The 21,384-nt window shown below is 64.8% G+C and carries 20 protein-coding genes and 1 tRNA gene; 7 read left to right on the forward strand and 14 right to left on the reverse strand.

Translation table 11 applies throughout. From position 1 onward, the window contains the following. Nucleotides 1-27 precede the first annotated feature (27 nt). The 8 genes from L0977_RS15390 to L0977_RS15425 all read right to left on the reverse strand — a co-directional run bounded on the left by L0977_RS15390 (nucleotide 28) and on the right by L0977_RS15425 (nucleotide 6,521). Nucleotides 28-621, reverse strand: a complete 594-nt coding sequence (locus L0977_RS15390; protein WP_234265736.1) for a pilus assembly PilX family protein — start codon at nucleotides 619-621, stop codon at nucleotides 28-30. A gap of 10 nt (nucleotides 622-631) precedes the next feature. Continuing rightward, nucleotides 632-1,669 carry a PilW family protein gene (locus L0977_RS15395; RefSeq protein ID WP_234265784.1) on the reverse strand — a complete coding sequence of 346 codons (1,038 nt, stop codon included), beginning with the start codon at nucleotides 1,667-1,669 and terminating at the stop codon, nucleotides 632-634. 2 nt (nucleotides 1,670-1,671) lie between these two features. Further along, nucleotides 1,672-2,229, reverse strand: coding sequence for a type IV pilus modification protein PilV (gene pilV / locus L0977_RS15400; RefSeq protein WP_234265737.1), 558 nt, complete (start codon nucleotides 2,227-2,229; stop codon nucleotides 1,672-1,674). A gap of 1 nt (nucleotide 2,230) precedes the next feature. Continuing rightward, complete coding sequence (locus L0977_RS15405) at nucleotides 2,231-2,779, reverse strand: GspH/FimT family pseudopilin (protein ID WP_326491077.1); 549 nt, start codon at nucleotides 2,777-2,779, stop codon at nucleotides 2,231-2,233. A 106-nt stretch (nucleotides 2,780-2,885) separates the two neighbouring features. After that, the gene (locus tag L0977_RS15410; protein ID WP_267966464.1) at nucleotides 2,886-3,410 is read right to left on the reverse strand and encodes a GspH/FimT family pseudopilin; all 525 of its coding nucleotides are present in this window, start codon (nucleotides 3,408-3,410) and stop codon (nucleotides 2,886-2,888) included. A gap of 136 nt (nucleotides 3,411-3,546) precedes the next feature. After that, a complete protein-coding gene (gene nrdR, locus L0977_RS15415; RefSeq protein ID WP_234265740.1) occupies nucleotides 3,547-3,996 on the reverse strand; it encodes a transcriptional regulator NrdR in 450 nt (149 codons plus the stop codon). Nucleotides 3,997-4,090: 94 nt separating this feature from the next. Beyond that, entirely contained in the window at nucleotides 4,091-5,335 is a 1,245-nt protein-coding gene (glyA, locus tag L0977_RS15420) for a serine hydroxymethyltransferase (protein WP_234265741.1), read from the reverse strand. A 265-nt stretch (nucleotides 5,336-5,600) separates the two neighbouring features. Beyond that, entirely contained in the window at nucleotides 5,601-6,521 is a 921-nt protein-coding gene (locus L0977_RS15425; RefSeq protein WP_234265742.1) for a lytic transglycosylase domain-containing protein, read from the reverse strand. Nucleotides 6,522-7,262: 741 nt separating this feature from the next. Here L0977_RS15425 and L0977_RS15430 point away from each other — a divergent pair. Further along, nucleotides 7,263-9,902, forward strand: coding sequence for a DUF349 domain-containing protein (locus L0977_RS15430; protein WP_234265743.1), 2,640 nt, complete (start codon nucleotides 7,263-7,265; stop codon nucleotides 9,900-9,902). On the opposite strand, the gene L0977_RS15435 is transcribed toward L0977_RS15430, so the two are convergent. From L0977_RS15435 to L0977_RS15460, 6 genes are all read right to left on the reverse strand, one after another. Further along, entirely contained in the window at nucleotides 9,880-10,764 is an 885-nt protein-coding gene (locus L0977_RS15435; protein ID WP_234265744.1) for a zinc-dependent peptidase, read from the reverse strand. The genes L0977_RS15430 and L0977_RS15435 overlap by 23 nt on opposite strands. Before the next feature lie 30 nt (nucleotides 10,765-10,794). Further along, complete coding sequence (locus L0977_RS15440; protein WP_234265745.1) at nucleotides 10,795-11,604, reverse strand: UDP-2,3-diacylglucosamine diphosphatase; 810 nt, start codon at nucleotides 11,602-11,604, stop codon at nucleotides 10,795-10,797. A 25-nt stretch (nucleotides 11,605-11,629) separates the two neighbouring features. Beyond that, a complete protein-coding gene (locus tag L0977_RS15445) occupies nucleotides 11,630-12,136 on the reverse strand; it encodes a peptidylprolyl isomerase (protein WP_234265746.1) in 507 nt (168 codons plus the stop codon). Between the two features lie 2 nt (nucleotides 12,137-12,138). Then, a complete protein-coding gene (locus tag L0977_RS15450) occupies nucleotides 12,139-12,828 on the reverse strand; it encodes a peptidylprolyl isomerase (protein WP_442786639.1) in 690 nt (229 codons plus the stop codon). Next, entirely contained in the window at nucleotides 12,828-14,195 is a 1,368-nt protein-coding gene (locus L0977_RS15455) for a L,D-transpeptidase family protein (protein ID WP_234265747.1), read from the reverse strand. Before L0977_RS15455 ends, L0977_RS15450 begins: the two co-directional genes overlap by 1 nt. A gap of 119 nt (nucleotides 14,196-14,314) precedes the next feature. Then, nucleotides 14,315-15,373, reverse strand: a complete 1,059-nt coding sequence (locus tag L0977_RS15460; RefSeq protein ID WP_234265748.1) for a nuclear transport factor 2 family protein — start codon at nucleotides 15,371-15,373, stop codon at nucleotides 14,315-14,317. Between the two features lie 280 nt (nucleotides 15,374-15,653). Between L0977_RS15460 and cysS the strand changes: the two genes are divergently transcribed. The 6 genes from cysS (at nucleotide 15,654) to L0977_RS15490 (ending at nucleotide 21,355) form a co-directional block, all read left to right on the forward strand. Then, complete coding sequence (cysS, locus tag L0977_RS15465) at nucleotides 15,654-17,039, forward strand: cysteine--tRNA ligase (protein ID WP_234265749.1); 1,386 nt, start codon at nucleotides 15,654-15,656, stop codon at nucleotides 17,037-17,039. After that, entirely contained in the window at nucleotides 17,039-17,689 is a 651-nt protein-coding gene (locus tag L0977_RS15470) for a DNA-3-methyladenine glycosylase family protein (RefSeq protein ID WP_234265750.1), read from the forward strand. Before cysS ends, L0977_RS15470 begins: the two co-directional genes overlap by 1 nt. Nucleotides 17,690-17,754: 65 nt before the next feature. After that, the gene (locus tag L0977_RS15475) at nucleotides 17,755-18,741 is read left to right on the forward strand and encodes an acetyl-CoA carboxylase carboxyltransferase subunit alpha (protein WP_234265751.1); all 987 of its coding nucleotides are present in this window, start codon (nucleotides 17,755-17,757) and stop codon (nucleotides 18,739-18,741) included. Nucleotides 18,742-18,837: 96 nt separating this feature from the next. Continuing rightward, complete coding sequence (gene tilS, locus L0977_RS15480) at nucleotides 18,838-19,752, forward strand: tRNA lysidine(34) synthetase TilS (protein ID WP_234265752.1); 915 nt, start codon at nucleotides 18,838-18,840, stop codon at nucleotides 19,750-19,752. A 158-nt stretch (nucleotides 19,753-19,910) separates the two neighbouring features. Further along, nucleotides 19,911-21,191: an aspartate kinase gene (locus L0977_RS15485; protein ID WP_234265753.1), complete on the forward strand. Its 1,281-nt coding sequence runs from the start codon at nucleotides 19,911-19,913 to the stop codon at nucleotides 21,189-21,191. Nucleotides 21,192-21,262: 71 nt separating this feature from the next. Beyond that, nucleotides 21,263-21,355, forward strand: a tRNA-Ser gene (locus tag L0977_RS15490). Nucleotides 21,356-21,384 lie beyond the last annotated feature (29 nt).

Below are 21,384 nucleotides of genomic sequence, written 5' to 3' on the forward strand. Positions count from 1 at the left end.
GAGCCTCACGGGTTCGTTCTTGCGCATTCATGCATTGCCCCCACTGGATGATTTGACAGGTACGCCTTGCTTGAGGATCGACTGGAGCCAGACTTCAGAGCCGGCAGTCAGTTGGCCGTTGTTGTCCAGTTGCGCGTCGTTGGAGAGACCTCGGGCCGTGATCAGGTACTGATCGTCACGCAGCGGCTGGATGATGCAACTGGGGTCGTTCTTGATCTTGGCGGCGTCCTTGACGTCGTTGCTGTGTTCAAGCGAAACGGTGATCAGATTGGCTGCCCCATCCACCCAGTTGGCCTTGGTTTTCCAGGCGGCCGAATCCAGTTCGGGGTCGGTCAGTTTGGTCGAGACAATCTTGGCGGCATCCGCGACAAAATTGACGCCTTCGTTTTCCGTCTGGTCCATGGCCACGCGCTCGCAGTGGCGCAGTGCGGCTTCTGCCGACTGCCTGGCCACCTGCGTGGTGCGCATGTTGTTGGAGAACTGCTCGTAGCTGGCCGAGTTGCGGGCACTGAGCAGGCCGGCAAAAGAAATGATGACCAGCATGATCAGGGCGATTGGTAGCACGATGCCTGCTTCGCCCCGAGCACGACCGGCTGTTGCAGTGGAAGGATTTTTTGTCATGTCAATCTCGTCAATCGCCGCCTACCTTGATCATGCCAATTCCATCTGTCAGATAGGCCCAGGGATCTGTCACCACACCTTCCGCCGTCTCATACGCCGCGGGCAGGGCCGGTCGCATGTTGCGCAACTGCACGGTGGTGATATAGGCGCGTCGCAAATAGCGGTCGTTGGCCGTCTGGGTGGTTCCGGCGCAGTCCACATAGGTGCCCACGGTGTTGGCGTCGAGGCCATTGAGCGGGATGGGCTTGTCGCTGCGGGCCAGCAGGCACACGCGCACGGCCGCCACACGGGACCAGTTTGCCAGGGTGTTGCCCAGTGTGCCGCTGCCGGCTTCTACGTAGGCTGTGACCTGGTGGGGAAGCGGGGTGTCGTTGGTGGGGGGGAGCGTGACGGCGTAGCTCAGTTGCATGTCCTCGATGTTGGGGACGAGTGGTGTTGCCGCACTGAAGCCGGTACCCGCGCCGCCGTCGTCACCCCGCCCCTTGCAGTACAGCGTGGGGGTGTTGCCGTTGTTGTCGTCATTGGCAATGTAGTAGCGGTTGTCGGCCAGTCTGATGGCCGTGGTGCTGCCTTCGGTCGCACCAGGTGTCCAGGCGTTGATGGCGTTGAATGAACAATTGCTTGGTGCGCCTGCGGAGGTGACTTGGCTGTTCAGGGGGGTCGCCTGAAAACGAATCGCCAGTGCATCAGGGCCCGTATCGCTGGCCGCGCATGCCAGCGCTGAAAAATTGCTGGTGTTGTCGTTGCTGTCGAAGCCGCCATCACAACCTCGGACCGCAATACCGGAAAAGACCCGGTTGCCATCGTCGTCCAGATCAGAAAAACCTGCCAACTGGAGCTGTTGCCGAATGAGTTCCAGCGCCAGTGTGGCGTCTTCGTTCATCTGCGACTCCAGTGTGCTGCTGCGAGCGCTGGAGGAGGTGCTGACATAAATGATCGCCACGGCACCCAGCAGAAAGATGCCGATGACCATGGCCACCATCAGTTCCACCAGGGTCACGCCAGTCTGGTGCCGGTGTCGAGCGTCAGGGAGTTGAGCGGTCAGCATGTTCACAGGCCCACCTTGAAATACATGCAGTTGTAGTCGTCTGTAGCGGATATGTTGGGGCAGTTGTCCTGGCTGGCCGAAAACAGCGTGTCGTTGTCTCCGGTCTGGGGCTCTTTCCACAGCAGCCAGATGTCCATGTCTCGCGCGGAGGCACTGGGAGTGCTCACCACCACAGCCTTGCCTTGCGGCAGGCGACTGGCCACAGCGGTCATGAAGTCGGCCTTGTCGCGGGCAGCCACCGCCTGCGCAGCCGTCTGGGCATTGGTCTGGTTGGGATCTGGGTCGTCCGTGGTGGCAACAGTGTCGGCCAGCGCGATGCTGTAATTGCCCAAGTCATAGCCGTAAACGTTGACGCGGGCACGATCGGCGTAGTCGTTGACCAAAGCCAACCCAGTCAGGCGAATCTGCGCTGCTTTGTTGTAGCTGAAGGTGGCTGCAGACAACCCGGCAACGCCAAGCAATCCCAGGGAGATGACCAGCAGGGCCACGAGGATTTCCAGCATGCTGGCGCCGCGTTGTCTGCGCGGGCAGGTCGGGCGGATACGGGTGTGTGCGCTCATACTATTCCTGCGATTCGGTGGAGAGCGAGGCCCGACCCACGGTATTCAGGGCGATCTTGTTGAGCGTCAGTGACGTGCTGCCATTTGGCGTCACGGTCACGGTGGTTGTGCCAGAACTCATCAATCCATTGGGCAGAAACACCAGTTTGCTCGTGTTGTTGGTGCCGGTCATGCTGCTGACACCGGTCGATGCAGACCGGACGGCCACCAGCGTTTCGCCGTCGCTCAGGCTTTCGTCGCCGTTGGTGTCCACGAAGACCAACCACCCCCCCTTCCAGTCGGTGCTGTTGGCACAGGAGGTGCCATTGGTGCTGACGCACATCACAACCTTGCGCGAGGTCTTGATCGCTTCGGTGCGCGCCAGCTGAACATGGGTCATGAACGCCTTGGTCGCGCTGTCGCGCTGCCAGTTGCGCAAAAACTGCGTGAAGCTGGGGACACCCAGCGTCGCGAGGATCGCGATGATGACGATGGTCACGAGCAGCTCCACCAGGGTAAAACCCCGTTGGTGGCGGCTTCGGAGGGCGAAAGGGCAGGAAGGGTATTTCACTTGTAGGCTCCACCTTGCAATGTAGGTGGGCCGTAGTCAAAGGTTTGCGTCTGGCAGACATGCGGCGCTTTCCGGTGAGATGAACGGTTGATGTTTGACTTTTTTCTCACTGATCGAGCCGCACTCGCCCGATCCGGTTGATGACGATCTTCTGAGTCGGTCCCGCGCGGGGCGTCACGGACATCGTGCTCATGCCCGATGTCATCAGGCCGTTGGGCTGGTAGACGAGTCGCTTGATGGCGTTGTTGGCCTGCATGGACTGAATGCCTGGAAACGCCCCCGAAGCGGCCATGAGGGGTTCGGCGGCGTCGCGCAAGCCGTTGGCGTTGTCGTCTTCAAAGACGATCCAGCCGTTTTTCCAGTCCTTATTGGCTGGTGCGGAGCAGGTTGACGCGTCGCTGCTGTTGCAGATCACGACTCTGCGCGAGCGTTTGATGGCTTCGGTGCGGGCCAGCTGCATGTGCGCGATGAGCGCCTTGGTGGCGCGATCTCGCTGCCACGCGGCCAGGCTTTTGCTGAAAGCCGGTATCCCGATGCCGAGCAGGATGGCCAATATGCTCAGCGTGACGGCCATTTCCACGAGCGTGAACCCACGCCCGCAGCAACACAGACTGTGTTGGCGAGATGACATGACGTTCCCCCTGAAATCTTATGAGCCTGAATTTAGGCCAAGCGCAAGATTTATCGGGCTATTCTTGGCGCCAATTGCGCCAAGAAATTCACATCAATGGTCAATTGTGTGGAATATCGCAGACGGTGGCGAATCGTCAGCGCCGCACTTCATCCACCAGTGCCCGGAAGTCGTCGATGTCTTCGAAGCTGCGGTAGACGCTGGCAAAGCGGATATAGGCCACTTTGTCGAGCTTCTTGAGTTCGCGCATGACCATTTCGCCCAGCCGGGTGGCGGGCACCTCTCGTGCGCCGAGGTTCAGTAGCTTTTCTTCGATCCGTTCGATGGCTGCATCGACCTGCTCGGTGCTCACCGGGCGTTTGCGCAGCGCCAGGGTGAACGACGCGCGGAGTTTGGCGGGCACGTAGTCGACGCGCCGCCCATCCTTTTTCACCACGGCTGGAAAGCTCACTTCCGGCCGCTCGTAGGTGGTGAACCGTTTTTCGCAGTGCCCGCACTGTCGGCGGCGCCGGATGAAGTCCGCATCTTCGGAAACCCGGGTCTCGACGACCTGGGTTTCCAGATGACCACAGAAAGGGCATTTCATGATCAGCCTGCGGTTTGCCCGGTGATCGGGGCGTGGCGGTGTGTCGTCGCGCCCGCCGAAACGAGCGTTCCAGGGGCAAGACGACGGCCGGGCGTCATTTGTAAACCGGGAAGCGGGCAGTCAGCGCATTGACCTTGGCGCGTACGGCTTCGATGTTGGCCGGGTCACGCGGGTTGTCCAGCACGTCGGCCACCAGGTTGGCAGTCAGGCGGGCTTCTTCGTCCTTGAAGCCGCGGGTGGTCATGGCCGGGGTGCCGATGCGCACACCGCTGGTCACGAACGGCTTTTCGGGGTCGTTGGGGATCGCGTTCTTGTTGATGGTCATGTGGGCGCTGCCCAGCACGGCCTCGGCTTCCTTGCCGGTGATGCCCTTGGCGCGCAGGTCGACCAGCATGACGTGGCTCTCGGTGCGGCCACTGACGATGCGCAGGCCACGCGAGGTCAGCGTCTCGGCCACGATCTGGGCGTTCTTGGCGACTTGCTGCTGATAGGCCTTGAATTTAGGGCTCAGCGCTTCCTTGAAGGCCACGGCCTTGGCGGCGATCACGTGCATCAGCGGGCCGCCCTGCAGGCCGGGGAAGATGGCGCTGTTGATGGCCTTCTCGTGCTCGGCCTTCATCAGGATGAAGCCGCCGCGCGGGCCACGCAGGCTCTTGTGCGTGGTGGAGGTCACCACGTCGGCGAACGGCACCGGGTTCGGGTACACGCCGGCAGCGATCAGACCGGCATAGTGGGCCATGTCGACCATGAAGATGGCGCCAATTTCTTTGGCGACCTTGGCAAAGCGTTCGAAGTCGATGCGCAGGCTGTAGGCAGAGGCGCCCGCCACGATCAGCTTGGGCTTGTGCTCGCGCGCCTTGGCTTCCATGGCGTCGTAGTCGATCTCTTCCTTGTCGTTCAGGCCGTAGGACACGACGTTGAACCACTTGCCCGACATGTTCAGCGGCATGCCGTGCGTGAGGTGACCGCCTTCGGCCAGGCTCATGCCCATGATGGTGTCGCCGGGCTTGAGGAAGGCCAGAAACACGGCTTCGTTGGCGGAGGCGCCGCAGTGCGGCTGGACGTTGGCGGCGTCGGCGCCGAAGAGTTGCTTGATGCGGTCGATGGCCAGTTGTTCGGCGATGTCGACGAATTCACAGCCGCCGTAGTAGCGCTTGCCCGGATAGCCTTCGGCGTATTTGTTCGTCAGCTGGGTGCCTTGGGCGGCCATCACGGCCGGCGAGGCGTAGTTTTCGCTGGCAATCAGTTCGATGTGGTGTTCCTGGCGGGCGTTTTCGGCCTGGATGGCGGCGAACAGCTCGGGATCGGTTTGCTCGATGAGGATGTTGCGGTCGTACATGGTTTGGCAGTCTCGGGTGACGTGGACCCCACGCGCTCAGGGTGAGCGGCAGGGACTGCCCAGGCGAACGGCTGATCGCCCGCGAGACGGGCGGTGCGCTTCCCAGTGGTTGTCCCAGGCTGCAGAAGCTGGGGGGCCACGTCAGCGACCGGGATTCCGAAATCACGGAACAAACCCGGCGCCTATCGCCAGTTGCGCACGCTGCTAGTTTAGCCGAGGCGCTCACCTCGTGCCGATCCCGTTCACAGAGATCGGGTGAGTGAGCTCAGGATTGAACGGCGGGTGCTTCGTTCGGGGGCAGTGCCGGCGACGATGCTGCGGTGTCCGAGGGCACGGCCGGCACGGGTTCGGCGGGCGTGGCGGTTTCCGGGGCCGAAACCGGCAGGGACCGGTAGACCGGGAAAGTGGTGGGCATGGGTTTGCCCAGCGCCACGCTCTGGATGCGCAGATGCTCTGCCATTACCTTGTTGATGTAGTCGCTGCCGTCGGTCGTGATCGCGCCCACGTACAGTTTGAGGCCGCCTTCGATCGAGCCCGCGCGGCGGATGCAGTCTTGCAGTACCTGCACGCCGACGCGCAGATTGCTGACGGGGTCGAACGCTGCCAACTGGCCGCCGAAGCCGGCGTATTTGTCGGTGTGCACGCGTGTGAGCACCTGCATCAGGCCCTGGGCACCCACCGGGCTTTGGGCAAAGGGATTGAAGCGCGATTCGATGGCCATGACGGCCAGGATCAGTGTCGGATCCAACTGCGCCTTGCGGCCAATCTCAAAGGCCTCGGCCACCAGCACGCTCAGCGGCTCGGGTGCGACCCGGTATTTGCGGCTGAGCCAGTAAGCCACCTTGGCTTGGGGTTGCGGCAACTCGTGGGGCAGGGCGGCTGTTACGCGCTGGGCCGCCTCGGGTTCTGCCGGCGGCACAAAAGCCTGTTGGGCCTGTTCCTGGGCCGCTGCCGACTCTTGTCGAGCCAGCAGCCAGCCGAGCAGCCGGTCTTCGGCGCGATCACGCAGATCGCCATGGGCGGCCATCAGGATCAGGCCTGTGGCCAGGACAGTGCCCAGCAGGGCCATGCTGTTGCGGGTCACGTCCAGAAAGCCTTGGCAGACGTCCTGGGCGGCGGTTTGGATGGATTGGGCCAGGGAAGCAAGCGGGGCTTGCGGGCTCTGGCTCCGGCTCATCGCTGTCATGTCGTGCTCCTTTCGGGTCCTGTCGGCCGGTCTGGCTCGGCAGGGCTGATTGGGTCGCCATCGATCTGGACGGGCCTCATGGAGCCGGTCCATCGACTTAGCCGTATTCGGCAGCGGTGCGGGATAACCCGGGGATGGGTCAAAGCGGGCCGGATGATAGGGAGATTCAAATGTCAAGTCAATGATTTAGATATCGTTTAATATTTCTGAAAGTTATGTTTTTTTGGGGGTGATCTCATTCCTGTGGCGCGCTCGCCAGCATCCATGCGGCGTCGGGCGAAGGGGCATAGATGGAGACCTTTCGTCGGGTATTCCAGGGCTGGGCGTCGCCCGCGGGACGGTGAGCCCAGTACGGGCGATCTGCCAGAGGCGGTCGATGCGCTGGCGTGAGTCCGACGCGACAGGCGGTTGTTGAGGTGGTTGAAACCGCCGCGGAATGGGCGTAATCTGAGGACGCCTTGCAAGAGCGAGGCTTGTCCGGTCCCTCAGGCACGAAGTCTGAAACCGGAACCCCACGGGAGCAATCTCTTGCTTCCAGGCTGGCGAGGCATCCAACCCTCTCCGCCAAAACCGACGGCAAGTGCAGTTTGCCCGCCGTCAACCCCGGTGGGTTCAGCCCACCGGGGTTTCTTGTTTTGGGGTCTCCACGGGCGTTCGTTTCAGCAAGGCAGGCAATCCGCAGCGACAATAGCGGGTTGCTTGCTTTGCTCGACGTCTATCGAGCCCGTTGGTCTGCCCATCATGTCTCTGTTTTCCTTGCGCTCCAGAAACGGCGCACCCTCTGATCATTTACCTGCCGTGAACTCGCCCGCTGCCCCCAAAGCCTCTCCGTCCCATCCGCTGGATGCCGTCACCGGTGGTGCCTTTTCTGCGCCGACCTCGGGAGAGCGTGCCGCCCGGCTGCGCGAGTGGCTGGCCACGGACCCCGATCTGGAGGTGATGAACGAGGTGTTCAAAGAGATGTCGCACCGCGACCGGGGGGCGGCCAAGCCACTGAAGGAAAAACTGGACGAGCTCAAGCGGCAGAAGGCGCAGGAGCACATCGCCGCCGAATGGGCGCAAAAAGCACAGTCGCTGCTCGACCATCCGCGCATGAACCTGGCCGACGCCATGGCCTGGCAGCGTGATGCTGCGCGGGCAGGGGCGCCGCTGTCGCGCGAACCGTTGGTGGGGCTGAAACAGGCTTTGGCCGAGCGCATCAAGGCGGTGGAAGACTTGCAGCACCGCGTGCAGGTCGAACGCGAGGCCGCTGTGCTCTTGGCCCAGCGCATCGAGGTACTCTCCACCAAACCTTGGCGCGAAGCGCAGCAGGTGGTGGAGGCTTTGCGTGCCGATGTCTCGGCGTGGCAGCAGCAGGTACAGGCATTGCCAACGGATGCGCACTGGGCCAGCGTCGAGACCAAGTTCCCTCCCATGCTGGAAGCCTCGCGCAGCCAGCTGCAGTTGGTGTGGGATGCTTTCGAGGCTGCGCTGGCGCAAGCCGTGGCGGCCGACGCCGATCCGCAAGCCCCCTTGCCCGCCGTGCCGGTGTGGGCGGATGAACTGCGTGTGGCACGCGGCGAGTCCGTGGTCGTTGCCGATGAGCGGGTTGCGCAGGATGCCCAGGTGGCGACGGAGCGCCAGGCCCAGGCTGAAGCCGAGGTGACCAAGGCCCTGACCCAGTTGGAGCGCGAACTGGCAGAAGGCCACGGCAAGGCCACTCCCAAAGTCGCCGCCGAGGCGCGGGGCCTGCTCAAGAGCCATGGGCGCCTGATCAGCCCGGCCCTTGAGGCCCGGGCGCAGGCATTGCTGGCGCAGGCTGGCGAACTCGAAGGCTGGCAGCGCTGGCGCGCCGACCAGTTGCGCGAAGAGCTGGTGGCCAAGGCGGAGGGGCTGCTCAAGGCGCCTGAGGGTCAGCGTCTGGGCGGCCGCAAGATGCAGGAAACGCTGCGTGGCCTGCGGGAGCAATGGAAGACCACCGATCAGGGCGGGGCCGCCAACCATGCTCTGTGGAAACGTTTCGATACCGCTTGCACCGAGGCGCACAAGGTGGTGGAGGCGTGGCTGTTGCAGGTGCGCCAGCAGGCGGACGCCAGCAAAGCCCAGCGGCAGGCCTTGATGGACGAGGTGCGTGCCTGGACCCAGGCCCATGCGCAGGATGAAGACTGGAAGCGCCAGGTGCGCGAGTTGCATGCCTTCGCCGAGCGCTGGCGCGAAGCTGGCCATCTGAGCGAGAAGGCGTTTGCCGATATCCAGCCGCAGTGGAAGACCGTCATGCACGAGGCCCACGCGCGCCTGGAGGCGGCGCAGGCGGCGAGTCTGGAGCGACGCCGGGCCCTCATCGACGAGGCGGTTGCGCTGGGTGCCGCGCCGATGTTGCGCATCGATGCGGTCAAGGTCTTGCAACAGCGCTGGCAGGCCGAGGCGCAGGCGGTGCCACTGGACCGCAAGCAGGAGCAGAAGCTGTGGGACGCGTTCCGCAAACCCATCGACGAAGCCTTTGCCCGCAAAAGCAGCGAACGCGAGAAGGTGGCGGCGGCGGTCAGCGCCCACGATCAGCGGGTTCTGGAGGCGGCCAAGGCGCTGGAAGCTGCGGCAAACGCGGGTGATGCCCAGCGCATCCGGGAAGCGCAACAGGCGCTGGAACAGGCCTTGAAGGGCCAGGCCGAGGCGGCGGCTGCCGCCCCGGCAGGTGCCGACGCCGCCGTGTCTGCCGGTGCGTCCGAAGCTTCGGAGGACACGCCGGCTGCGGTCGCCCCGTCGCAGCCGGCCCGCAAACTCGTGGCCATGCGCGGTGATGACCGTCCCGGCATGAAGAAGGCCGAACCGGCGGCGCGCGACGAGCGCCGGCCTGGCCGCGATCACCGGGGCGCGCGCGATGGTGGGCGGGCCCCGCGCGACGACGCCGGCTGGGCGCGCGCGCCTCGCGAGGCGCGGGGGCCGCGACTGGGCGATACGGCCTTCCGGGCCCAGCGTCAGGCGCAGGAACAGGCCGAACTGGCGCTGCGCAAGCTGGCGGCGCAGGCGCACGGCGAGGTGCTGACTCAGGTGCTTGGCGCCTGGGAGCACCGCGATGCCGAGGCGCTGCCTCCCGCGCAGGCCCTGGGCTCCCGGGTCCAGGCGTCGACGCGCTCGGCTTGGGCGCAGGCCATCGGCAAGGCGGCCGCCTCGGGTGAGGGGGCTGAAGCGTTGTTGCGTCTGGAAATGGCCGCTGAGGTGCCGACGCCCGCCGAACACATCGGAGCCCGTCGCCAGTTGCAGTTGCAACTGCTGACCCGGCGCAATGAGCCGGGCCCCGCTGACACCTGGCCGCAGGATGTTGCCCGTGTGCTGTCATCGGCGCACGAAGGTACCGCCGCCAAGCGCCTGCAGGCCGCTCTCAAGGTGTTGCTGCGGCGCTGAAGCGGAAGAAACCGTCGTAGAGTTCCTGCAGGGGCGGAAACTCTGCAGTGAAGCGCTCACGGTTCACGAAATAGGCTTCGCTGGTCACGGCGAAGAACTCCGCCGGGTCCTGCGCCGCGTACGCGTCGAGCCAGGGGCGCTCGCCGCCGAAACGCTCGGCCAGGGCAACGGCCTCCCGGAATTCGGCATAGGCCTTCTGCATCGTGGTCCGCCAGCGCTGGCGGGCGGCGGTGTCGGAAGGACTGTCCAGAAACCCCTTGAACAGTGGCGGTGCCCCGTCGGGGTGCTGTCCACGGGGCATGGCCCGCATGTCCATCTTGTGCACGAACTCGTGGATCACCACATTCGTGCCGTGGGCGGCCACGGTCGGTGCTTCGGCCACGGCCGTCCAGGCCAGCATCACCGGGCCGCGGTCCATGGCTTCACCCGCCAGGGCCTCCTGATAACGGTGCACCACGCCAGCCCCATCGGTCACTTCGCGGCGCGCCAGGGCTGCGCCCGGCTGGACCACGATGCCGACGAAATCGTCGTACCAGTCAAGCGCTTGCAAAGGGTGCGCCAGTGGCTGGCCATCGGGGCGGACCACATGCAGCAGCGGCAGACAGGCCTGGGCCGCGATGGCCAGGGCCATGGCGTCATTGACCACCAGGCCATGGGCGCCGTGGAACTCTTTTTCTTGCAGGAATTGCCCGCTCAGCAGGCGCAGGCGGGTCTGGTCGTCGGCCGGCAGCGCCGCCAAAAAGGGGTGTGTGCCCAGGGTGTGGCGCCAGAACCGATCGGCAATGGGCGGGGCCGGGCGGATGCGGCGTGGCAACCAGGATTGGAGGGCGCGCCACAGGGGCTGCAGAGGGGAAGGGGGCATGGCGCGCAGATGGTGGCGGAGGGGCCGGATTCAACCGCCGTCGGGAAAGAGGGGCAGGCGCTGCACGCTGTCAGCGCGCAGTCGCAGCACTTCGGCACGGGGTGTGTGTGCGCCGGCATCCCAGTCGCTGAGCACCCATCTTTCGCAGCCGCCGCCGAGGTCGTGGCGAGCGGGGCGGTGTGTGTGGCCATGGATCAGGTGCCGGGATCCGGCGGCGGCCAGCCATTCCCGCGCGGTGGCGCTATCCACGTCGGCCCAGAGGGCGGCATCAAGCCCGTGTTCGCGTTTGCGGGCCTCGCTGCGTGCGCGCAGGTCGCGCGCGAAGGCTTCGCGATCAGCCAGGGGGCGGACCAGAAATGCTGTCTGCCAGCGGGCGCTGCGCACCTCGGCACGGAAACGCTGGTAGTCGTGGTCATCGATGCACAGCGCATCACCATGGCTCAGCAGCCAGGGCTGACCGGCCCATTCGAGCCGGGTCGGGTCTGCCAGGCCGGTCATGCCGCAAGCTTCCAGGCCGGCAGTGCCCAGCAGGAAGTCGCGGTTGCCCGCCATGAAAAAGACCGGGGTGTGTGCCGCAAAGGCGCTGAGCCGATGGGCGCAGTCCTGGAGGAAAGCCCGTTCGCCTTCCGGCGGGGCCGTCAAGGCATCGTCACCGACCCAGACCTCGAACAGGTCGCCCAGGATAAAAAGCGCGTCGCCACGCTGATCGGCGGGGGTGTCGAGGTAGCGGCAGAAGGCGGCGAAGGTGGCCGGGTCGGCCGCATGCAGATGCAGGTCGGCGATGAAATCGACCGCCTGCCAGTGCGCAGGGGCGCGCCACTGGTTCAGGCGGTCGTTCATGGAAAGGCTGGGGGCGTGGTGCTGATCAGAGCGCCACAGCCTTTTCGATCACCACGTCTTCCTTGGGCACGTCGTCGTGGAAACCGCGCCGACCCGTGCTCAGGCCTTCGATTTGCTTGACGATGTCAGTGCCGCCAGTGACCTTGCCGAAGACGGCGTAGCCCCACCCCTGGGCGCTGGGCGCCGTGTGGTTGAGGAAACCGTTGTTGGCCACGTTGATGAAGAACTGCGCCGTTGCCGAGTGCGGATCGCTGGTGCGGGCCATGGCGATGGTGTAGAGGTCGTTCTTCAGGCCGTTGTTGGCTTCGTTGTTGATGGGCTTGTCGGTACCCTTCTGGTTCATGCCGGGCTCGAAGCCGCCGCCCTGGATCATGAAGCCGGGGATCACACGGTGGAAGATCGTGTTGTTGTAGTGGCCCTTGTTCACATAGGACAGAAAGTTCTCGGTGGACAGGGGCGCCTTTTCAGCGTCCAGTTCCAGCGTGATCACGCCTTTGCCGGCGATGTGCAGTTCGACTTGCGGATTGGCCATGTTCAGTTCTCCAGGGTGGCTTTGAGGATGGTGACGGTGGTCTTGGGCACGTCGGTCGGGAACGGGCCGCCCGCGCCCGTGGGCACGTCCTTGATCTTGTTGACCACATCCATGCCGGCAATGACCTTGCCGAACACGGTATAGCCGAACAGTTGCCCGGCACCCAGGAGGCGTGCGCGGGGCACGTTCTGGTAGACCTGCCCGCCGTATTCGAAACGCGGCACCGGGTCGCCAGGAGGGATCGGTGTCGGGTCGAGGAAGGGATTGTCCTTCACATTGATGAAAAACTGGGCCGACGCGGAATGCGGGTCGTTGGTGCGCGCCATCGCCAGGGTGCCGACCACGTTGCGGGGGCCGCCTTTTTCCAGCGCAGCCTGGCCTTCATGGGTGATGGGCGCGCGCGTGGGTTTCTGCCGGAATTGGGCGTCAAAACCGCCGCCCTGGATCATGAAATTACCGATGACGCGGTGGAAGATCGTGCCGTCATAGTGCTTGTCACGCACGTACTGCAGGAAGTTCTCAACGGTCTTGGGGGCTTTGTCCGGATAGAGCTCGACGACGATGTCGCCAAGGTTCGTGCTGATGCGGACTTTGGGGTGGGCCGGTTGCGCGAGTCCCGGCAGACTGTGCGCCAAGAGCACAACGCCCGCCGACAGCACCATCAGGTACCGGCGGATGGGGGAGAAAACCATCAGATGTTTCCTTCGTAGAAGATTTTCCACTGGCCGTTTTCGTGTGACCAGTACTGGCGGCGCGTTGTCCCTCGACCTTGGCCGGCAGGCACTTCGCCGAAGGTCACCACCATGGTGTCATCGCTGTCGCGCCAGCGCAGCAGGGAAATGTCGCGCAAGGACAGCTCTCGGGAGCCTGTCGCCTGGACTTCTTTTTCCACCCGGGGCCACCACTGGGCGAGATCACGGCCCTGGCTCTGAAAGCGTTCGGAATAGAAGGTCTTGAGTTGCTCGATCTGGCCGCGGCTCTTGGTCTGGCGCCAGGCCTCCAGGGCCGATTCGAACTGGGTGCGATCGGTGTCGAGGGCATCGGGACGGACCCATTGCAGTTCGGACGCGATCACCACCGGCGTGGTTCGGATTTGCACCGTCGACAGAATGTGGGTGAAATCGGCGTTGGACACCACCACGCAACCTTCGGATGCCAGCGGCGCGCGGGCGTACTGTTCGCTGGGGGTGCCGTGCAGCCAGATGCCGCTGCCGGTCTTGCCCCGTTGCAGGTCGAGCGCATTGGGGTAGTTGAGGGGCAAGGCCCCCACGCCGTACAGATCGGGCAACGACTTGGGGTTCAGCGTGCTGGTGATGTAGTACACCCCCAGAGGCGTCCTCAGATCGCCTTCGAATTGCTTTTCGACGCCCCCCGTGCCGACCGAGATGTAGTAGTCTGCCACCAACTTGAGGCGGGCCTGGGCTGGTTTGCCGTTGCTGGCCGGCGGGCTTGTGTTCTCGAACAGGTACAAGCGCGAGCGCGAAGCATCAACCGCAATCGCATGGCGGCTTTGCGGCGACAAGGCCAGGAACTGTGCCGGGATGCTGCCCTCCGGTGGGCGTTCGGTGAGGGCGAGCAGGCGCCGTCGCGACTCTTCCCGCAGGATGCTGAGCTGTTGCGCAGCCAGTTGTGCTTTGGTGTCGGGCACATCGCCCAGTTGCCTGACCGGCCGCGCATGCACGCTGAGCAGGTCACCAAGCACCAACTGGGCCAGTTGGAAGTTGGGGTGGTCGCGAACCAGGGACTCGGCCTCTGCGAGCGCGGTGCGGTGATCACCCTGGCCAATCAACTGGTAGATATGAATGAGCCTGGCTTCCCCGCGACCCAGTGTGGTGCTGATCTGCTGCTGCAGCGGAGCCGACAAAGGGGTTCTGAGCAAACCGCCGCGCACGGCGGGCGTGGGTGCGCTGCCGTCCGACACCGCGGCCTGGACTTTGGCCAGGGCATTGTCCAGGAGGGAACCGGTGTCCGTGGCGGGAGGGGCCGTTGCTCCGCCTTCAGCGCGGTTGGCCAGAAAGAGGTACGCAGCTACACCGCCCGCGGCCAGCAGGCCGAGCAATGCAGCACCCCATGCGCGGAGGTTCCAAGTTCGACGGCGAGAGCCAGGACGCCACTCGCGCCCAGCAAAGCCCGGGGCAATCTGGGCGTGGCCGCGTTGAAAGAACCGGGGGCCGGCCATCAGGAACCGGTGGATTCGCGCAGGATCAGCCAGCGGTTGCCGCTTTTGACCATTTCCAGTGTCTTGCGGCTGGACACATTGGTGGCGTCGGAGCGGTAGGTCTGGTGGAAACGTGCCGTGGCGCGATCGCCGTTGACGTTCACGTCCAGATCGTTGATGCCCACTTCGATGCGGGAGCGGGGAACGATGCGCGAGCGGCGCTCACTTTCCCAGTCTTTGCGGGACTGGCCACCAGTGGGCGTGAAGTTGGGAGCGTAGGCGCCCAGGTAACCGGACATGTTCTTGTTGGACCAGGCCTTGGCCCAGGCTTCCACGGCGGCTTCAACATCGCCCTGTGCGCCGGGGGTGGGTGCAGCGGGCACCGGCGCTGGTGTGGGCGGTGCGGCAGGTGCGGCCGCTACGGGCGCCGGAGCTGCTGCGGGCGTGGCCGGCTTGGCCGCCGCTTGCTGGCTCGCCGGTGCGGCAGCAGCCGGTTTGACGCCCTTGGCATCGGCCGCAAACAGCGTGCGAATGAGGTTCAGCTTGGGCGAGACGGCGGTGTTGTTCGAGTCGAGTTGCAGCGCCTTGCTGTACGCCTGGCTGGCCAGTTTGGCGTACACATCACCCAGGTTTTCGTGCGCCGTGGCGTAGCTCGGGTTGGTGCGGATGGCCATTTCCAGTGCTGCACGCGCCTTGTCGAACTGGCTCTGGCCGGCGTACAGCACCGCGAGGTTGTTGTAGGGCTCGGGCAGTTCGGGGAAGTCCTGCGTCAGCTGGGTGAATGTGGTCACGGCGTCGGTCGTCTTGCCGGACTCGGTCTGGATGACGCCTTTCAGGAAGCGCATCTGGGGATCTTTGGGCTTGCCGGCCAGGTATTGGTCGACCTTGGTCAGGGCGTCACCGAGCTGCCCGGCCCGCACCAGTCGGTTGACCTCGGCATAGTCGTCCGGCTGGGCCTGGGCGGTGGCGCACAGAAAGGCCGTGGCCACGGCGATGGCTGCTCGCTGCGCGGTGGTGCGCCAGGCCGCGCCGGCCAGAGGGGCAGAAGCGGAAAGGAGGGGGGTCGCTGGAGTGGTCATGGAGCCTCGTGTCAACGAATTGGGGTGGGCAAACGCAGACAATCTCGGGTTGAAGGAGGGCGCGCCGCGGTAGATGCCGCCGGGGCCTGCTGGATATACTGTTCCATTGTATCTGAGGGGTGTAGTGCCAATGGATGCAGTTCCCGCATTCTGAGCTCCGCATTCCCCGGCTTTCCGGGTCGAAGGTCCTGCCTTCGATGACACCACCGCTGATCCATCCCGCTTCCCGTTTCAGAACACCGCCATCGCCTGCGCTGATGGTGGTTTGTCGGTCGTTTTCATGTCTCTGCAAATTTACAACACGTTGACCCGCCGGATGGAGGTTTTCAGGCCTTTGGAGCCCGGCCATGTGCGCATGTATGTGTGCGGCATGACCGTTTATGACCTGTGCCACCTCGGCCACGCCCGTTCCATGCTGGCGTTCGACGTGGTGCAGCGTTGGCTCAAGGCCAGTGGCTATCGCGTGACCTATGTCCGCAATGTGACGGATATCGACGACAAAATCATCGCGCGCGCGCTCAAGAACGGCGAGACGATCACGGCCCTGACCGACCGCATGATCGCGGCGCTGCACCAGGATGCCGATGCCCTGGGTGTCGAGCGACCGACCCACGAGCCGCGTGCCACCGCGTATGTGCCGCAGATGCTCGACATCGTGCGCCGCCTGGAAGACCGGGGCCTCGCCTACCGCAGCCCCCATGGCGACGTGAACTACGCGGTGCGCAAGTTTCCGGGGTATGGCAAGCTCTCGGGCAAATCGCTGGACGACCTGCGTGCCGGGGAACGTGTGGCCGTGGACGACGGCAAGCAGGATCCGCTGGACTTCGTGCTCTGGAAGGCCGCCAAACCCGACGAGCCGGTGGAGGCCCAGTGGGACAGTCCCTACGGCAGCGGTCGACCCGGCTGGCACATCGAATGCTCGGCCATGAGCTGCCAGATGCTGGGCGAAAGTTTCGACATCCACGGTGGTGGAGCCGATTTGCAGTTTCCGCACCACGAGAACGAGATTGCCCAGAGCGAAGGTGCCACGGGTCAGCCACTGGCCCGTTTCTGGATGCACAACGGCTTCGTGCGGGTCGACAACGAGAAGATGTCCAAGAGCCTGGGCAACTTCTTCACCATCCGCGAAGTGCTGGAGAAATACGACGCCGAGACCGTGCGCTTCTTCGTGCTGCGCGCGCATTACCGCAGCGCGCTCAACTACAGCGACGCGCACCTCGATGACGCCCGGGCGGCGCTCAAGCGGCTGTACACGGCGCTGGCTGGTGCAGGCCCGGCGGTTGACGCCGCCATCGACTGGCAGCAGCCTTTGGCGGCCCGCTTCAAGGCGGCGATGGACGAGGATTTCGGCACGCCCGAAGCGGTGGCGATGCTCTTCGACCTGGCGTCGGAAGTCAATCGCAGCAAGGCGCCCGAACTCGCCGGTTTGTTGCGTGCGCTGGGCGGGGTGCTGGGCTTGCTGCAACAGGACCCGGCCACCTACCTCCAGGCCGGCGGTGCGGGCGAAGGGTTGGATGAAGTGGCCATTGCCGGGCAGATTGCGGAGCGCGCCGCCGCCAAGGCTGCGAAGAATTTTGCCGAAGCCGATCGCATCCGCCAGGCGCTGCTGGTGCAAGGCATCGTGCTCAAAGATGGCCCCGCGGGCACCACCTGGGAGCGCCACTGATGGCCACCGCCACGCTGCCCGAGGTCGGCGCCGATGCTCCCTTGTACTGGCAGGAGGCCTGCCGCCATCTGATGAAGCGCGACCGGGTGATGAAAAAACTCATCCCCCAATACCCGGGCGCCTGCCTCCAGTCGCGTGGTGATGCGTTCATCACCCTGGCGCGCAGCATCGTGGGCCAGCAGATTTCGGTGAAGGCCGCCCAGTCGGTGTGGGACCGGTTCGAGAAGCTGCCACGCAAGCTGACGCCGGCTCACGTACTCAAGCTCAAGGTCGACGACATGCGCGCGGCCGGCCTCTCGGCGCGCAAGGTGGAGTATCTGGTCGACCTGGCGCTGCACTTTGCCAACAACCAGGTGCACGTGGCCGACTGGGCCAGCATGGACGATGAGGCCATCGTGGCCGAGCTGGTGGCGATCCGCGGCATCGGCCGATGGACGGCCGAAATGTTCCTGATCTTCCATCTCATGCGGCCGAATGTGCTGCCGCTGGACGACATCGGTCTGCAGAACGGCATCAGCCGGTGCTACTTTTCGGGCGAGCCGGTCAGCCGCTCGGAGATTCGCGAGGTCGCCGGCTCCTGGGCGCCGTTCTGCAGCGTCGCCACTTGGTATATTTGGCGCTCGCTGGACCCGTTGCCGGTGAGTTACTGAGGCCCGATCGGGCTTCTTTTTTGCATCCCGGACGCCGTTCAAGCTAAGACCAAAGGAGTTTCACCTTGGCCAAAAGAACCTTTCTCGACTTCGAGCAGCCCATTGCCGAACTCGAGGGCAAGATCGAAGAGCTGCGCTACGTGCAGACCGAATCGGCTGTCGACATCTCGGCCGAAATCGAACAGCTGTCGGGCAAGAGCCTGCAGCTGACCAAGGACATCTACAGCAGCCTCACGCCCTGGCAGATCACCAAGATTGCCCGGCACCCGGACCGCCCCTACACGCTGGACTACGTGCGCGACTGTTTCACGCATTTCCAGGAACTGCACGGTGATCGCCATTTCGCCGACGACCTCGCCATCGTCGGGGGGCTGGCCCGTTTCAACGGGCAGCCCTGCATGGTCATCGGCCACCAGAAGGGGCGCGACACCAAGGAGCGCACCGCGCGCAACTTCGGCATGACCAAGCCCGAGGGCTACCGCAAGGCGCTGCGCCTGATGAAGCTGGCTGAAAAGTTCAAGCTGCCGGTGTTCACCTTCGTGGACACGCCGGGCGCCTACCCGGGTATCGACGCCGAGGAGCGTGGCCAGTCCGAAGCCATTGGCCGCAACATCTTCGAGATGGCGCAGCTGGAAGTGCCCGTCATCTCCACCATCATCGGTGAAGGCGGCTCTGGCGGCGCGCTGGCCATCGCCGTGGCCGATCAGGTGTTGATGCTGCAGTACTCCGTCTATTCGGTCATCAGCCCGGAAGGGTGTGCTTCCATTCTCTGGAAGACCAGCGACCGCGCCAGCGACGCTGCCGAAGCCCTGGGCATCACCGCGCACCGACTCAAGGCGCTGGGCCTGGTCGACAAGATCGTGAGCGAGCCCGTGGGCGGCGCGCACCGCGACCACAAGCAGATGGCTGCCTTCCTCAAGCGCGCGCTGGGCGACGCCTGGCGCCAGGTGGCGGACCTCAAGGTCAAAGAGCTGCTTGATCGGCGCTACCAGCGCATCGACAGCTACGGCCGCTTCACCGACACCAAGGCCGACACCAAAGACAAGCGCTGAGGCGCTGTCGCCACCGTGGCACCTGTGGCCAACAGCGCGCCAGGCGACGCATCTTCTCCTGGCGCGGCGGCACTCGTAGCGTGGGGCGCTCGATGGTTGCCCGATCCGCTGGCTGCGCCGGTGGCCGTGGCTTTCAGTGCCGGGGCGGACTCCACCGCGCTGTTGCTGGCGGCGCACACCCTCTGGCCGGGGCAGGTCTTGGCACTGCACGTGCACCATGGCCTGCAAGCCGCTGCCGACGACTTTGAAGCGATGGCCCTTCTCACAGGTCGGGCCTTGGGCATCCCGGTGCACGTCTGCCGGCTGGATGCGCGCGCGCAGCCCGGCCAAAGCCCTGAGGACGCGGCGCGTCAATACCGCTACCGCGCGCTGGCCGACATGGCCCGGCAGCGCGGTGCCGGCTGTGTGTTGCTGGGCCAGCATGCCGACGACCAGGCCGAGACCCTGATGCTGGCGCTGGCGCGGGGAGCCGGTCTGCCGGGATTGGCCGGGATGCCCGAACGCTTCGAGCGCCATGGGGTGGTGTTTGGCCGCCCCTGGCTGGGCGTGTCGTCGGCCAGCTTGCGCGCTTGGCTGGTGGCGCGGAGGCAGGCGTTTGCCGATGATCCGAGCAACGCCGATCCGCGCTTCACGCGCAACCGCATCCGGGCGCATCTGCTGCCGGCCTGGGCACAGGACTTTCCCGCCTGGCGCGAGACCTTGGCGCGCAGCATGCGCCACATCGCGCAGGCCCAGGGGCTGTTGGACGAGCTTGCTGCCGAGGACCTGCAGGGCACGGGTGTGCCGCCCGCCATCGGGGCGCTGCAAGCCCTCTCGCGTCCGCGCCAGGCCAACCTGCTGCGGCACTGGTTGCGGCGGCACGAGGCGGTGGCGCCGAGCGAGGTCCAGTTGGACGCGCTGCTGTTGCAGATCGATGCCTGCCGCACGCGCGGCCACCGCATCCACCTCAAGGTGGCCGACGGTCAGGTGCAGCGCGACGGCGATCGGCTGCGTTTCGACCGGTCGGTATAATCCCAAGGTTTTGCCTCTCGCTGTTTGCCGGAGTTCGCCCGGTGTTTTGGCGGGGCTTTGCGGTTCTTCCCGGCGATTTCCGGGGCGTCCGGCACCGGGCCCGGTGCGCGGGCCTCGGGGGATGTGTCGGACATCCTCTCCCAACCTGTTCCTTCCCGATGGCATTGATAGTTCACAAGTACGGCGGCACCTCCATGGGGTCGACCGAGCGCATCCGCAATGTGGCCCGGCGCGTGGCCAAGTGGCACAAGGCCGGTCACCAGATGGTCGTGGTGCCCAGCGCCATGAGCGGCGAGACCAACCGCCTGCTGGCCCTGGCCAAGGAAGTGGCCCCGGAAAAGCCGGGCAAGGCCTATGGGCGTGAACTCGACATGCTGGCCGCCACGGGCGAGCAGGCATCGTCGGCGCTGCTGGCGATCGCGCTGCAGGCCGAAGGCATTGAGGCGGTGAGCTACGCGGGCTGGCAGGTGGCCATCAAGACCAACGACGCTTACACCAAGGCCCGCATCGAGTCGATCGAAGATGCGCGCGTGCGCGCTGACCTGGCTGCGGGCAAGGTGGTCATCGTCACCGGCTTCCAGGGCGTGGATCCTGACGGCAACATCACCACGCTGGGCCGCGGCGGCAGCGATACGTCTGCCGTGGCCGTGGCCGCAGCGATGAAGGCGGCCGAATGCCTGATCTATACCGATGTGGACGGCGTCTACACGACCGATCCGCGCGTGGTGCCGGAAGCGCGTCGTCTGGAGCGTGTCAGCTTCGAGGAAATGCTGGAGATGGCCAGCATGGGCTCCAAGGTGCTGCAGATCCGCTCGGTGGAGTTTGCGGGCAAGTACAAGGTGCCTCTGCGCGTGCTGTCCAGCTTCACGCCCTGGGACATCGACCTGAACGAAGAAGCCAGCTCTGGCACCCTGATCACTTTCGAGGAAGACGAAGATATGGAACGAGCCGTTGTTTCCGGCATTGCCTTCAACCGTGACGAAGCCAAGGTGTCCGTGCTGGGCGTGCCCGACAAGCCGGGCATTGCCTACCAGATCCTGGGTGCGGTCGCCGGGGGCAACATCGAGGTCGACGTGATCATCCAGAACCTGAGCAAGGACGGCAAGACCGACTTCTCGTTCACGGTGAACCGCAACGATTACCAGAAGACGCTGGACCTGCTCAAGACCCAGGTGGTGCCGTCGCTGGGCGCCGCCGACGTGGTGGGCGACACGCGCATCTGCAAGGTCTCCATCGTCGGTATCGGCATGCGCAGCCATGTGGGCGTGGCCAGCCGCATGTTCAAGTGCCTGAGCGACGAGGGCATCAACATCCAGATGATCTCCACCTCCGAAATCAAGACCTCGGTGGTGATCGACGAGAAGTACATGGAGCTGGCCGTGCGCGCCCTGCACCGCGAGTTCGATCTGGACAAGACCATCGACACCATCGCCGAGTAAAAGGGAAACGTGCCGCAGACAGCCGGCACTTCGCAGAAAGTGCCTTCAGTTGAGGCATAATATGTGGCTCCGGAGCGATGACCGAGTGGCCGAAGGTGCTCCCCTGCTAAGGGAGTATGGGGTGTAGAGCCTCATCGAGGGTTCGAATCCCTCTCGCTCCGCCATACAAAAAGCCCAAGTGAATCCACTTGGG

Source organism: Hydrogenophaga sp. NFH-34 (genome assembly GCF_021401345.1).
Lineage (GTDB): Bacteria > Pseudomonadota > Gammaproteobacteria > Burkholderiales > Burkholderiaceae_C > Hydrogenophaga > Hydrogenophaga electricum.